The sequence below is a fragment of the Streptomyces sp. NPDC058955 genome (assembly GCF_042741435.1).
GTDB lineage: Bacteria > Actinomycetota > Actinomycetes > Streptomycetales > Streptomycetaceae > Streptomyces.
Genome location: NZ_JBHYKM010000046.1, coordinates 7894 through 21429 on the forward strand (window position 1 = coordinate 7894; position 13536 = coordinate 21429).

The 13536-nt window shown below is 74.2% G+C and carries 12 protein-coding genes; 4 read left to right on the forward strand and 8 right to left on the reverse strand.

Annotated features, from left to right (window positions below):
- The first annotated feature begins 381 nt into the window (after positions 1-381).
- Complete coding sequence (paaK, locus tag ACFW1I_RS19205; RefSeq protein WP_384671242.1) at positions 382-1671, forward strand: phenylacetate--CoA ligase PaaK; 1290 nt, start codon at positions 382-384, stop codon at positions 1669-1671.
- A gap of 124 nt (positions 1672-1795) precedes the next feature.
- Here the strand turns inward: paaK and ACFW1I_RS19210 are convergent, their stop codons facing one another.
- Positions 1796-2149: a winged helix-turn-helix transcriptional regulator gene (locus ACFW1I_RS19210; protein ID WP_384671245.1), complete on the reverse strand. Its 354-nt coding sequence runs from the start codon at positions 2147-2149 to the stop codon at positions 1796-1798.
- Positions 2150-2235: 86 nt separating this feature from the next.
- Between ACFW1I_RS19210 and ACFW1I_RS19215 the strand changes: the two genes are divergently transcribed.
- A complete protein-coding gene (locus tag ACFW1I_RS19215) occupies positions 2236-3135 on the forward strand; it encodes an NAD(P)-dependent oxidoreductase (protein ID WP_384671248.1) in 900 nt (299 codons plus the stop codon).
- Between the two features lie 5 nt (positions 3136-3140).
- Here the strand turns inward: ACFW1I_RS19215 and ACFW1I_RS19220 are convergent, their stop codons facing one another.
- Positions 3141-4643: a fatty acyl-CoA synthetase gene (locus ACFW1I_RS19220; RefSeq protein WP_384671250.1), complete on the reverse strand. Its 1503-nt coding sequence runs from the start codon at positions 4641-4643 to the stop codon at positions 3141-3143.
- 183 nt (positions 4644-4826) lie between these two features.
- Here ACFW1I_RS19220 and ACFW1I_RS19225 point away from each other — a divergent pair, with 183 nt between their 5' ends.
- On the forward strand, positions 4827-7223 hold the full coding sequence (locus ACFW1I_RS19225) for a penicillin acylase family protein (RefSeq protein WP_384671326.1): 2397 nt from the start codon (positions 4827-4829) through the stop codon (positions 7221-7223).
- On the opposite strand, the gene ACFW1I_RS19230 is transcribed toward ACFW1I_RS19225, so the two are convergent.
- Complete coding sequence (locus ACFW1I_RS19230) at positions 7213-8313, reverse strand: calcium:proton antiporter (RefSeq protein ID WP_384671252.1); 1101 nt, start codon at positions 8311-8313, stop codon at positions 7213-7215. The genes ACFW1I_RS19225 and ACFW1I_RS19230 overlap by 11 nt on opposite strands.
- A 58-nt stretch (positions 8314-8371) precedes the next feature.
- Positions 8372-8776, reverse strand: a complete 405-nt coding sequence (locus tag ACFW1I_RS19235) for a MarR family winged helix-turn-helix transcriptional regulator (protein WP_384671328.1) — start codon at positions 8774-8776, stop codon at positions 8372-8374.
- Between the two features lie 150 nt (positions 8777-8926).
- Between ACFW1I_RS19235 and ACFW1I_RS19240 the strand changes: the two genes are divergently transcribed.
- Positions 8927-9778 carry a nitroreductase/quinone reductase family protein gene (locus tag ACFW1I_RS19240; protein WP_384671254.1) on the forward strand — a complete coding sequence of 284 codons (852 nt, stop codon included), beginning with the start codon at positions 8927-8929 and terminating at the stop codon, positions 9776-9778.
- A 36-nt stretch (positions 9779-9814) separates the two neighbouring features.
- Here the strand turns inward: ACFW1I_RS19240 and ACFW1I_RS19245 are convergent, their stop codons facing one another.
- The 4 genes from ACFW1I_RS19245 to ACFW1I_RS19260 all read right to left on the reverse strand — a co-directional run bounded on the left by ACFW1I_RS19245 (position 9815) and on the right by ACFW1I_RS19260 (position 13460).
- A complete protein-coding gene (locus ACFW1I_RS19245; RefSeq protein ID WP_384671256.1) occupies positions 9815-10324 on the reverse strand; it encodes a DUF5709 domain-containing protein in 510 nt (169 codons plus the stop codon).
- A 16-nt stretch (positions 10325-10340) separates the two neighbouring features.
- A complete protein-coding gene (locus ACFW1I_RS19250) occupies positions 10341-10604 on the reverse strand; it encodes a DUF6480 family protein (protein WP_384671257.1) in 264 nt (87 codons plus the stop codon).
- 196 nt (positions 10605-10800) lie between these two features.
- Complete coding sequence (locus ACFW1I_RS19255; protein WP_384671260.1) at positions 10801-12354, reverse strand: acyl-CoA synthetase; 1554 nt, start codon at positions 12352-12354, stop codon at positions 10801-10803.
- The gene (locus ACFW1I_RS19260; protein WP_384671262.1) at positions 12354-13460 is read right to left on the reverse strand and encodes an NAD(P)H-dependent flavin oxidoreductase; all 1107 of its coding nucleotides are present in this window, start codon (positions 13458-13460) and stop codon (positions 12354-12356) included. Before ACFW1I_RS19260 ends, ACFW1I_RS19255 begins: the two co-directional genes overlap by 1 nt.
- Between the last annotated feature and the right edge of the window lie 76 nt (positions 13461-13536).

A 13536-nucleotide genomic window follows, 5' to 3' on the forward strand; every position in this document is an offset into this window, starting at 1 on the left:
CGGGGGGGGCGCCCCCCGCCCCCCCCCGGGGGGGGGGGGGGGGGCGCGCCCGGGGGGGGGGGGGGCGGGGGGGGGGGGGCGGGGGGCGCCCCCCCCCCCCCGGTGCCGGGCGGCGGGGTGTACGGGGCCGCGGGGGCCCCGGACGGTCGGACGGGTCCCCCGGACCGGCCGCCGGTATGCGTGCGCCGCCGGGAACCCACTCCATGGTGTGACGGCGGCACACCCACCCGCCGGGGTCCGGCCGGCCGGAAAAGGTGGCGCCGGGCCCTTGCCAAGACCCCGTCCGGGAACGTTTTACTGGCCCCCACACGTATCTACCGAATGATCGGTCGTCCGTTTTCCGGAGCCGGCGGCCGGGCGAGTGGCGAGGAGTGGCGGCGCATGAAGGAACTGCTGGACGGCGGCGAACGGCTCGGGCGCGAGGAGCTGGCGGCGCTCCAGCTGGAGCGGCTGCGGAGCACGCTGCGGCACGCGTACGCGCACGTGGAGTTCCACCGGCGCGCCTTCGACGCGGCCGGGGTGCACCCGGACGACTGCCGCTCCCTCGCCGACCTGGCCCGCTTCCCCTTCACCACCAAGGCGGACCTGCGCGACCACTACCCGTTCGGGATGTTCGCCGTCGACCGGTCGCGGATCCGCCGCGTCCACGCCTCCAGCGGCACCACCGGACTGCCGACCGTCGTCGGCTACACGGAGGGCGACCTGGAGGTGTGGGCCGACGTGGTGGCCCGCTCGCTGCGCGCGGCCGGCGCCCGGCCCGGCGACCGGGTGCACGTGGCGTACGGCTACGGCCTGTTCACCGGCGGACTCGGGGCGCACTACGGCGCCGAGCGGCTCGGCTGCACGGTGATCCCGGCCTCCGGCGGGATGACCGCCCGTCAGGTGCGCCTGATCCAGGACTTCGAGCCCGAAATCATCATGGTGACGCCCAGTTACATGCTCACGCTGCTCGACGAGTTCGAGCGGCAGGGCGTGGACCCGCGCTCGACCTCGCTCAAGGTGGGCGTCTTCGGCGCGGAGCCGTGGACGGAGGCGATGCGCGCGGAGATCGAGGAGCGGTTCGCGATCGACGCGGTCGACATCTACGGCCTGTCGGAGGTGATGGGGCCCGGAGTGGCGCAGGAGTGCGTGGAGACCAAGGACGGGCTGCACATCTGGGAGGACCACTTCTATCCGGAGATCGTCGACCCGATCACGGGCGAGGTGCTGCCGGACGGCGAGGAGGGCGAGCTGGTCTTCACCTCGCTGACCAAGGAGGCCATGCCGGTGGTCCGCTACCGCACCCGGGACCTGACGCGGCTGCTCCCCGGCACCGCGCGGCCCGCGTTCCGGCGGATGGAGAAGGTCACGGGCCGCAGCGACGACATGATCATCCTGCGCGGGGTGAATCTCTTCCCCACCCAGATCGAGGAGATCGTGCTGCGGACGCCGGCGGTGGCCCCGCACTTCCAGCTGCGACTGACCCGGGAGGGCCGGCTCGACGCGCTGACGGTCCGGGCGGAGGCGCGGGCCGACGCCACGCCCGGGGACCGCGCGGAGGCGGCGCGGGCGATCGAGCGGGCGGTCAAGGACGGCATCGGCGTCTCGGTCGCGGTCGAGGTGGTGGACCCGGAGACGCTGGAGCGGTCGGTGGGCAAGATCAAGCGGATCGTGGACCTGCGCGAGGAGTAGCGGGGCCTGCCGGACCCGGCCGGCGGAGTACCCACTTTTTTGTGGGTACTTGTCGCCGTCCGCGGCCCGGGAGAGGGTGAGGACGTCGACAGGGACGGCGCCTCACGGATCCGAAGGGAGTGAGTCAGGAGGCGACGGCACGCGCCTCGGCCAGCCGGTCGAGGTGGTCGTGGCCCCAGTCGGAGAGCGGGGCGAGCACGAGCGAGAGCGCGAGACCCCGCTCGGTCAGCGAGTAGACGGTCTTGGGCGGCATCACGTCGTGCGTCTCGCGGTGCACGAGTCCGTCCGCCTCCATCTCGCGCAGGGTCTGGGTCAGCACCTTCTCGCTGATCCCCGGCGCCTTCCGGCGCAGTTCGCCGGGGCGGTGCGGCCCCGATTCGAGCAACCACAGCAGCGTGGTCTTCCACTTGCCGTCGATCACCGAGATCGCGGCGGCCACGCCGCAGATCTCGCCCTCGTCGAGGCGGATGCGCGCCATCGTCGTCCCTTCCCCGTCCGTGTGCGGCCGGTCCGCCGCATCTCCATACCCACCCTAATCCGCATTCTCTGCACAGGAGTTCAGGCATGTCCGTCAACCCGGAGTCCACCCCGTCCCAGCCCGCCGTCACCGTGCTCGGGCTCGGCCCGATGGGCCGCGCGCTGGCCGGCGCGTTCCTCGCCGCCGGGGTCCGCACCACGGTGTGGAACCGTACGCCCGGCCGGGAGGGCGACCTCACCGAGCGGGGCGCCGTCACGGCGGCGAGCGCCGCCGAGGCGGTCGCGGCGAGCCCGCTGACCGTGATCTGCATGGTCAACTACGACGCCACCGACGCGGTGCTGCGTCAGGACGCGGTCCAGACCGCGCTCAAGGGCCGTACGCTCGTCAACCTCTCCGCCGACACCCCCGGGCGGGCCCGGGACACCGGCGGCTGGGCCGGGGAGCACGGCATCCACTACCTCGACGGCGCCATCATGACGCCGGCCGGCACGATCGGCACGCCGCACGCGGTGTTCCTGTTCAGCGGCCCGTCGGAGACGTACGAGGAGCACCGGGCGGTGCTCGACGGGCTCGGCGGCACCCACACCCACCTCGGCGAGGAGGTCTCCCGGGCGGCGGCCTTCGACATCGCGCTGCTCGACATCTTCTGGACGTCGATGGCCGGCTACGTGCACGCGCTGGCGCTCGCGGACGCGGAGGGCATCACCCCGCGTGAACTCGCGCCGTTCGCGGCCGGGATCGCGCAGATCCTGCCGCCGCTGTTCGACGAGTTCGCCGGGGACGTCGAGGACGGCACCTACTCCGGGGCGATCAACCCGCTGACGTCGGGGGTGTCGACGATGGCGCACGTCGTGCACGCCGCGGAGGAGCACGCCATCGACTCGGGCGTGATGCGCGCCGTGGAGGGCCTGGCCCGCCGCACCGTGGCGCTCGGCCACGGCGCGGACGGGTTCTCCCGGATCGCCGAGGTGCTGCGCCGGCGCTGAGCGGGTCAGGCGTCGGCGTACCGGTCCCGCAACTCCCGCTTGAGGATCTTGCCGCTGGCGTTGCGGGGCAGGGCGTCGGCGAAGACGATCCGCTTCGGGGCCTTGAAGGACGACAGGGTCTGCCGGGCGTGGGCAAGGAGTTCGTCCTCGGTGACCTCGCCGCGCGGGACGACGACGGCGGTGACCGCCTCGATCCAGCGGTCGTCGGGCAGGCCGATCACGGCCGTCTCGGCGACCGCCGGGTGGGTGTAGAGGGCGTCCTCGACCTGGCGGGAGGCGACGAGCACGCCGCCGGAGTTGATGACGTCCTTCACCCGGTCGACGATCGTCAGGTATCCGTCGGGGTCGCGGACGGCCAGGTCGCCGGAGCGGAACCAGCCGTCGCGGAAGGCGGCCGCGGTCTCCTCGGGCTTGGCCCAGTACCCCTCGCAGAGCTGCGGGGACCGGTAGACGATCTCGCCGAGGGTGCCGTCGGGGACGTCCTTGCCGTCCTCGTCGACGACCCGGGCCTCGACGTGCCGGACGGGCCGGCCGCAGGAGTCCATGCGGCCCTCGTGCTCGGCGGGGCCGAGGACGGTGGCGAGCGGGCCGATCTCGGACTGGCCGAAGCAGTTGTAGAAGGCGAGGCCGGGCAGGTGGGCGCGCAGCCGCTCCAGGACGGGCACCGGCATGATCGAGGCCCCGTAGTACGCCTTGCGCAGCGCGGACAGGTCCCGCTCCGCGAAGCCGGGGTGGTTGGCGAGGGCGATCCACACGGTCGGCGGCGCGAAGAGACTGTCCGCGCGCCCCTGCTCGACCAGCCCGAACAGGGCCTCCGGGTCGGGCGCTTCGAGGAGGGTGCTCTCCGCGCCGACCGCCAGGTACGGCAGCAGGAAGACGTGCGTCTGGGCCGAGTGGTACAGCGGCAGGGCGTGCACCGGCCGGTCGTCCTCGGCGAGGTCGAGCGCCTCGATCGCGCTCGCGTACTCGTGGACGAGCGCCCGGTGGGTCATCATCGCGCCCTTGGGCAGGGCGGTGGTGCCGGAGGTGTAGAGCAGCTGCACGAGATCGCGGGGATCGCTGTCGGAGTCGTACGGCTCCGAGTCGGCGAGCGCGTCGAGGAGCGAGCCCGGTGCGTCCCGCAGGGCCCGGACCCGTACGCCGGCGGGGATCCGGTCGGCGAGGCCGGGGTCGGTGAGGACGAGGGAACTCCCGGACTGGTCCAGGAGATAGGCGAGGTCGTCGCCGGTCAGGTGGTGGTTCACAGGGACGTGGACGAGGCCCGCGCGGGCGCAGGCCAGGAAGGCGATCAGATACGCGTCGGAGTTGTGCCCGTAGGTGGCGACCCGGGCGCCCGGCACGAGTCCCGGCTCGCGGCGCAGCACGGCCGCGGCGGTGGAGACGGCGGCGTCCAGCTCGGCGTAGGTCCAGGCGCGGTCCGCGTACCGCAGGGCGGTCCGGGCGGGGACGCGCTCGGCGCTCGCGCGCAGCACGCCGTCGACGGTGCGGGTGAGGAGTCCTCGTTCCATGGCTGGATCCTCGGCGCGCCGGTGCGGCGGGTCAAGTACCGGGACCGGACGGCGAGCTGGCCGCATCCCGCCCCGCCTCGGATACCGAACGGCATGTTGACAGAGCGGTCGCGTGCTGAGTGGATGTCCCAACCGGCTCCGCCCGCAGTCCCGTTGGGAGGCACCTTGCACATCCGCACCCTCATCCCCCGCCGTTCCCGGGGACGTCTGGCGCTGGTGGGCGCCGCGCTCGCCGCCCTCACCGCGGGCCTGCTGCCCGGCGCGGCGTCGGCCGACCCGGGCGACCGGGGCCGGGAGCACCGGCCGTCCGACCGGGACCTGAGCGCCGTCATCCGGTACACCGAGTACGGCGTGCCGCACATCCTCGCCGGGAGCTACGCGGATCTGGGCTTCGGCACGGGCTGGGCGCAGGCCGCGGACCAGGTGTGCGTGCTCGCCGACGGCTTCGTGACCGTGAACGGCGAGCGCTCGCGCCACTTCGGGGCCGCCGGCGCCCCGGACGGCTCGCTCTCCTCCGCGACCTCGAACCTCTCCAGCGACCTGTACTTCCGGGGCGTCAAGGAGGCGGGGACGGTCGAGGCGCTGCTGCGCACCCCGGCGCCGGCCGGGCCGAGCGGCGACCTGAAGGAGCTGATGCGGGGCTGGGCCGCCGGATACAACGCCTGGCTGCGGAAGAACCGGATCACCGACCCGACCTGCGCGGGCGCCGGCTGGGTCCGGCCGGTGACGGCGCTGGACGTCGCCCGGCGCGGCTTCGCCGTGTCGGTGCTCGGCGGGCAGGGCCGGGCGGTCGACGGCATCACGGCGGCCCGCCCGCCGGCCGCCGCGTCCCCGGCGAGGGCGGCGGACGGTCCGTCCCCGGAGGCCCTCGCCGAGGCGGCCCGCGCGCTGTTCGCGCCGGAGAACGCCACCATGGGCTCCAACGCCGTCGCCTTCTCGGGCGCGACGACGGCGAACGGGCGGGGGCTGCTGCTCGGCAACCCGCACTACCCGTGGCAGGGCGGCCGCCGGTTCTGGCAGTCGCAGCAGACCATCCCCGGCGAGCTGAACGTCTCCGGCGCCTCGCTGCTCGGCACCACCGTCGTCGGCATCGGCTTCAACGACAAGGTCGCCTGGAGCCACACGGTCGCCACCGGGGTGCCGCTCAACCTGCACCAGCTGACCCTGGTGCCGGGCGACCCGACCGCGTACCTGGTGGACGGGAAGCCGGAGCGGATGACGGCCCGCGAGGTCACGGTGGCGGACCGGGACGGCACCCCGGTGAACCGGACCCAGTGGTGGACGCGGTACGGCCCGGTCACCGGCGGGCTCGGCGCGGGCCTGCCGCTGCCGTGGACGACGACCACCGCCTACGCCCTGAACGACCCCAACGCGGCCAACCTGCGCGGCTCCGACACGGCGCTCGGCCTCGCCAAGGCCCGCTCCACCCGGGACGTCGCCGAGGCGCTGCGCCGCACCCAGGGCCTGCCATGGGTGAACACGATCGCCGCGGACTCGGCCGGCCACACCTTCTTCGGCCAGTCGCAGGTGCTGCCCCGGATCACCGACGAGCTGGCGGAGCGCTGCTCCACCCCGCTCGGCCGGGTCGTCTACCCGGCCTCGGGCGTCGCCGTCCTCGACGGCTCGCGGACGGAGTGCGCGCTCGGCTCGGACCCGGACGCGGTGCAGCCGGGGACCTTCGGCCCGGCGCGGATGCCGGTCCTCACGGACGCGCCGTACGCGGCGAACTCCAACGACAGCGCCTGGCTGGCCAACGCGGACCGGCCGCTGAGCGGGTACGAGCGGGTCTTCGGGACCGTCGGGACGCAGCGCTCGATGCGGACCCGGGGCGGGATCGAGGACGTGTCGGCGATGGCCGCGCGCGGCGGGCTGACGGTCGCGGACCTCCAGCGGCAGCAGTTCGCCAACCGGGTGCCGGCCGCCGGGCTCGCCGCGGCGGACCTGGTCGCGGCCTGCCCGGCGGTGCTGCCGGCGGAGCCCGAGGCGTGCCGGGTGCTCGGCGCGTGGGACGGCACGATGGACTCGGACAGCAGGGGCGCGCTGCTCTTCGACCGGTTCTGGCGGAAGTTCACCGCCTCGGTGCCGGCGGCGCAGCAGTGGAAGGTGCCGTTCTCGGCGGCCGACCCGGTCCGGACACCGCGCGGTCTGGACACCGGCTCGGCCGGCTTCGCGAAGGCGCTGGCGGACGCGGTGGCGGAGCTGCGGGCGGCGGGGATCGCGCTGGACGCGCCGCTGCGGGACCACCAGTTCGTGGTGCGGGGCGGGGAGCGGATCCCGGTGAGCGGGGGGACGGAGTCGCTGGGCGTCTGGAACAAGACGGAGCCGGTATGGAACGCGGCGGGCGGCGGCTACGTCGAGGTCGCGCACGGCACGAGCCATGTGCAGGCGGTCGGCTGGGACGGCGGGCGCTGCCCGGTGGCCCGCACCCTGCTCACGTACTCCCAGTCCTCGAACCCGGTCTCGCCGCACCACAGCGACCAGACGAAGCTGTACGCGGACGAGCGCTGGGTCACCTCCCGGTTCTGCGAGAGGGACATCCTGCGCTCGCCCGCGCTGCGGGTCGTGGTCGTCAGGGGCTGAACGAGAGGAAGACGAAGGCGGCGAAGATCGCGAGATGGACGCCGCCCTGGAGGAGCGTGGCCCGTCCGGGCACCACGGTCAGGGCGCTCACCACGCCGGTGAGGGCGAGCAGGACCATGTGGAGGGGGCCCAGGCCGAGCACCAGGGGCCCGGACAGCCAGATGGAGGCGAGCGCGATCGACGGGATGGTCAGGCCGATGCTGGCGATCGCGGAGCCGTAGGCGAGGTTGAGGCTGGTCTGCACCCGGTTGCGGCGGGCGGCGCGCACGGCGGCGAGCGTCTCGGGCAGCAGGACCATCAGTGCGATGACGACACCGACGACGGCCTTGGGCAGGCCGGCGGACTGGACGCCGTCCTCGATGGTCGGCGAGATCACCTTGGCGTTGCCGACGACGGCGACGAGGGCGACGACCAGCAGGCCGAGGCTGGCGAGGGTGGCGGCCTTGGTCGGCGGGTCGGCGTGGTCGTCCTCCGTGCACTCCTGGCCCTCGGGGGTGACGGGGAGGAAGTAGTCGCGGTGGCGGACGGTCTGGACGGCGACGAAGACGCCGTACAGGGCGAGGGAGGCGACGGCGGCGAAGGCGAGCTGGGCGCCGGAGAACTCGGGTCCGGGCTGGCTGGTGGTGAAGGTGGGCAGCACCAGGGTCATGGTGGCGAGGGTGCAGACGGTGGCGAGCGCGCCGCCGGAGCCCTCGGCGTTGAAGACGGCGACCCGGTTGCGGAGCGCGGCGACCAGGAGCGCGAGGCCGACGATGCCGTTGCAGGTGATCATGACGGCGGCGAAGACGGTGTCCCGCGCGTAGGTCGCGGTCTTCTCGCCGCCTCCCGCCATGAGGCTGACGATCAGTCCGACCTCGATGACGGTGACGGCGACGGCGAGGACGAGCGAGCCGAAGGGCTCGCCGACCCGGTGGGCGATGACCTCGGCGTGGTGGACGGCGGCGAGGACGGCGGCGGCGAGGCAGAGCGCGACGGCCGCCACGGCGAGGGCCGGCAGGTCGCGCCCCCAGGCGAGCACCAGCGCAAGCAGGGCCACCACCGGCCCCCACGTGGTCCACTCCCGGGTCAGCGCCTTGGTGCTCGAACTCATCCGTCCTCTTCCTGCTCGTGGGCCGGGCTCCCGCCGCCGGGGAGCCGGCCCGTTTCCGTCATTGTTCTGCGTCGGCCAGACCGTGCTCGTACGCCGCGAGGGTGTCGATGAACATCCGCCGTTCGGCCGGTCCCAGCGGGGCGAGGGCCGCCCGCCAGGCGCCGGCGCTGCGGCCGAGCCAGCCGTCGATGGCGCTCCTGCGCGCCTCCGCGATCGACACGATCTTGCGTCTGCGGTCGGCGGGGTCCTCGTGCCGCTCCAGGACCCCCTTCTTCGCGAGGTCCCCCACCATCAGGCTGACGGTGGTGGGCGCGACCCCCAGCCGCGCGGCCAGTTCGTTGACGCTCTGGGGGCCGTCGAAGAGGAGGTAGGCGAGCAGGGAGAGGTGACGGGGCGCCAGCGTCAGCGACGCCAGCTCCTCCGGCACCTTGATGCGCTTGACCCGCCCCACCATGCGGGGCATGAGCAGCAGCAGCGTTCGGACGGCGTCGTCGAGGTCCGGTCCGGCCGCGCCACTCCCCTCGCGCTCGGTTGACACCCTGAACCCTCCGATTTAGCTTTGCTTTCAAAGCAAATAGATCTGGCGTGATCGATGCTACCGGAGGGCACAGCCATGTCCGCGTTCAACCGACAGGTCATCGAGGAGTTCCGGGGCAACGGCGGCCGGGTGGGCGGCGTGTTCGAGGGGGCGGACCTCCTCCTGCTGACCACCCGGGGCGCCCGCAGCGGACGGCACCACACGACCCCCGTGGTGTACGTACGGGACGGGGCGCGGCTGCTGGTGTTCGCGTCCAACGGCGGCGCGGACCGCCACCCCGCCTGGTACCACAACGTGCGCGCCACGCCGCGCGTGTCGGTCGAGATCGGCACGCCGGAAGGGACGCTCGACCGCTTCGAGGCGGAGGCGGTGCCGGCCGCGGACGCCGAACGCGACCGGCTCTACGCCGAACAGGCCCGCCGGGACCCTGCGTTCGCCGCCTACCAGGCGGGCACCGGGCGGACGATCCCGGTCGTCGTCCTGCGCCGGGTCTCCGGGCTCACGGACCCCGCCCGGCGGGCCGCGATCGCCGCGCACCTGGTGAGGGTGCACGAGGAGCTGCGGGCCGAACTGGCGGCGCTGCGGAGCGACCCGGCCGCGCCCGGGCGACGCCTGCCCGACGGGCTCGCCCGCCACTGCCTCGCCTTCTGCGGGGCCCTGCGCACCCATCACACGAGCGAGGACGGCGTCTTCGACCTCCTCCAGGAACAGTTCCCCGAACTCGGCGGGGCCCTGGACCGGATGCGGGCGGAGCACCGGAAGGTCGTCGCCGTGCTCACCGAGCTGGAGGCCCTGCTGGCCTCCGGCCGGCCGCCCGAGGTCCTGCGCGCGGAACTCGACCGGCTCGCCGCCGACCTGGAGGAGCACTTCGCCTACGAGGAGGCCCGGTTGCTGCCGGCCCTGACGGGCGGGTCGCCGGGCGCGTGACGGTGGCCGGCTCCCGTCGCGGGGCGGGGCCGCGGGTCAGGTCTCCTCCTGGCCCTCGGCTCCGTCCACCGCCGTGTCCACGTGCATCGCCGCCTCCTCGGCCGGGGCCGTGCCGTCGTCGCGCCCGACGTCCCGGGCGACCGCCCGGTCCATGTGGCCGGGCCGCGCGGCGTACGGGGCCAGCCGGCCCGCCCGGCCGGCCCCGGCCTCCTCGTCGACGGGCTCGCCGGCGCCCTCCGGCAGGTCCCCGATGCCGTCGCCCGTCACGGGCCCCACCTCCGGCTCCTCCCGGCGGAGCCGGTCGTCGAGCGACTCGCCCTCCCGCTGCTCGCGCAGGGTGGTGCCGTGGCCGGTGACGCCCCGGGGGCGTTCGGGCGGGGAGTAGCCGGGGACGCTCATGTCGTCGACGGGGTCGGTCGCGAGCGCGTTGTCCGGATCGAGGGCGCCGGAGGGGCGGTTGCCGACGTCGGAGTGGGTGGGCTGGTAGACGTCGTCGGCGCGGCCTTCGCCGTCGCCGGGCGTGGCCGGCCGGTCGGCGCGGGGCATGGCGGGGCTCCCTTCGTCAGTCGGTCGCCAGCAGGATGGCGTACACGAGGAAGAACAGGGCGACCAGGACGACGACCACCCACAGCGCCACCAGGGGCCCCTTCGTCCAGCCGCGGGTGAGCGGCCGGTACGGCCCGGTCGCCGGGCCCGTGCCGGACTCGGCCTCCGGCGTCTCGCCGGGGCTGACGCCTCCGGCGGCGCCGTCACCGGGGGCGTCGCGGGGGCCGTCCCTGGGGGTCTGCCAGGGGGTGGGGTCGGGGTTGCTCGGGGTGGTGGTCATGGTTTCCGTCTCCCTGGGACGCGGAGGTACGGGGATGGCCGCCCGGGGGCCTCCGTCCCCGGGCGCACCACCGCCGTCGCTCGTCATGTCCCGCGACTTACCGCCACCGGCGCCTCCGAAACGGGTCCCGGGCACCGGTCGCGCTCCGTGCCGTTCCGGCTACGGCCGCCGCGCCTCCGCTCCCCCGGGCGGGTCCTCAGAGCGGGCGCTCGTGCCCCTCCCAGTAGGGGTCGCGCAGCCGCCGCTTGTAGAGCTTGCCGTTGGGGTCGCGGGGCATGACGGCGATGAAGTCGAGGGACTTCGGGCGCTTGAATCCGGCCAGCCGGTCGGCGCAGTGGGCCAGGATCTCCTCGGCGAGGGCCGGCCCGTCCTGGTACCCCTCGGCGGTCTCGACGACCGCCTTCACCTCCTCGCCCCAGTCGGCGTGCGGCACGCCGAAGGCGGCGGCGTCGGCGACGGCGGGGTGGGCCAGGAGCGCGGCCTCGATCTCGGCGGGGTAGATGTTGACGCCGCCGGAGATGATCATGTCGATCTTGCGGTCGCGGAGGAAGAGGTAGCCGTCCTCGTCGAGGTAGCCGAGGTCGCCGACGGTGAAGAAGTCGCCGACGCGGCTCTTCGCCGTCTTGGCCTCGTCCTTGTGGTACTGGAAGCCGCCGGTGTTCATCTTCAGGTAGACCGTGCCGAGTTCGCCGGGCGGCAGCGCGTTTCCGTCGTCGTCGAGGATCGCGAGCTCGCTGATCGGCCACGCCCTGCCGACCGTGCCGGGCCGCTTCAGCCACTCCTCGGCGGTGGCGAACGCGCCGCCGCCCTCGCTGGCCGCGTAGTACTCCTCCACGCACCCGCCCCACCAGGCGATCATCGCCCGCTTGACGTGCTCGGGGCAGGGCGCGGCGCCGTGGATGGCGTGCCGCATCGAGGTCACGTCGTACCGCTCGCGGGTCTCCTCGGGGAGGGCGAGGAGCCGGTGGAACTGGGTGGGGACCATGTGGGTGTGGGTGCAGGCGTACCTGTCGATCAGTCGCAGCATCTCCTCCGGAGCCCACTTGTCCATGAGGACCAGCGGATGCCCGATGTGCAGCGCCGCGGCGGCGAACTGGAGGACGGCCGTGTGGTAGAGCGGCGAACAGACCAGGTGCACGTTGGCGTCGAAGGGCCGGATGCCGAAGATGCCGAGGAAGCCGCCGAGATGGGACTCCTCCGGGAGGCGGCCGGAGAGCGGGCGGCGGATCCCCCGGGGGCGTCCGGTGGTGCCCGAGGTGTAGTTCATGACCCAGCCGAGGGTCCGGTCGGCGGGCGCCGACTCCGGCTGCCCGTCGAGGAGTTCGGCGTACGGGCGGAAGCCGGGCACCGCGCCGACCGCGTACCGCCGGCTCGCCGCGAGGCCTGCCCCGTCGGCGGCCACGGCGGCCGCCTCGGCGAACCGCTCGTGCGCGATCAGCACCTTGGCGCCCGAGTCGGCGACGATCCAGGCGATCTCCGCGCCCACGAAGTGGTGGTTGACCGGGACGAGGTAGAAACCGGCCTGGGTGGCGGCGAGATGGGCGGTGAAGAACTCGACGCCGTTCGGCAGCACGACGGCGAAGGCGTCGCCGCGCTCCAGACCAGCCGCGCGCAGCCCGTGCACCAGCCGGTTGGCGGCGGCGAGCAGCCGGCCGGCCGACCACTCCTCGCCGTCGGGCGCGACCAGCGCCGTGCGGTCCGGGGCGGCGGCGGCCTGGGCCCAGAAGCCGTTCGGGGTCGTGTCGCCCATCACAGGCCCCTTCCGGCGATCCGATGGATCCGGTCGACGGCCTTCTCGAAGCCCCGGGTCAGCTCGTCGACGACCTGCTGGACGCTCCGCTCGGAGTTCATCCGCCCGACGATCTGTCCGACGGGGGTGCCGAGCAGCGGGTCGACCTCGTACTTCTGGATCCGCGACACGGCCTCCGCGACCAGCAGCCCCTGGAGCGGCATGGGCAGCGGGCCGGGTCCGGCCGGGTCCTCCCAGGCGTCGGTCCACTCGGTGCGCAGCTGGCGGGCCGGCTTGCCGGTCAGCGCGCGGGACCGGACGGTGTCGCCGGACCCGGCGGCGAGGAGCTTCGCGGTCAGGGCCCGCGAGTGGAGTTCGGCCTCGGTGGTGGTGAGCCAGATCGAGCCGAGCCACACGCCCTGGGCGCCGAGCGCGAGCCCGGCGGCGATCTGCTCGCCGCTGCCGATGCCGCCGGCGGCGAGCACCGGGAGCGGGGAGACCGCGTCCACGACCTCGGGGGTGAGCACCATGGAGGCGATCTCGCCGGTGTGGCCGCCGGCCTCGTACCCCTGGGCGACGACGATGTCGATGCCGGCCTCGGCGTGGCGGCGGGCGTGCCGGGCGCTGCCGGCGAGCGCGGCGACGAGCACGCCGTGCTCGTGGGCGCGGGCGACGACGTCCGGTGGCGGCGAGCCGAGGGCGTTGGCCAGCAGCTTGATGGGGTAGTCGAAGGCCACGTCGAGCTGACTGCGGGCGACCTCCTCCATCCAGCCGGTGATCCGCCAGCCGGACGCCTCGCCCTCGGCGAGTTCCGGCACGCCGTGCTTGGCGAGGACCGACCGGACGTACTCCCGGTGTCCGGCGGGGATCATGGCCTCGACGTCGGCCTCGGTGACGCCCTCGACCTTCTTGGCGGGCATCACGACGTCGAGCCCGTAGGGCCGTCCGTCGGTGTGTTCCTGCATCCAGTCGAGGTCGCGGGCGAGGTCGTCCGGGGCGGTGTAGCGGACCGCGCCCAGGACGCCGAAGCAGCCGGCCCGGCTGAGGGCGGCGGCGACCGCGGGGAAGGGCGTGAAGCCGAAGATGGCGTGCTCGATCCCCAGTGTGCGACTCAGCTCCGTCTCCATGGGCGGCAGGATGCCGCAGCGGGGCGGTGGAGGGAAGAGGTTTTCTGATGCGTCGTCAGATTCTTTGAGGGCGGGG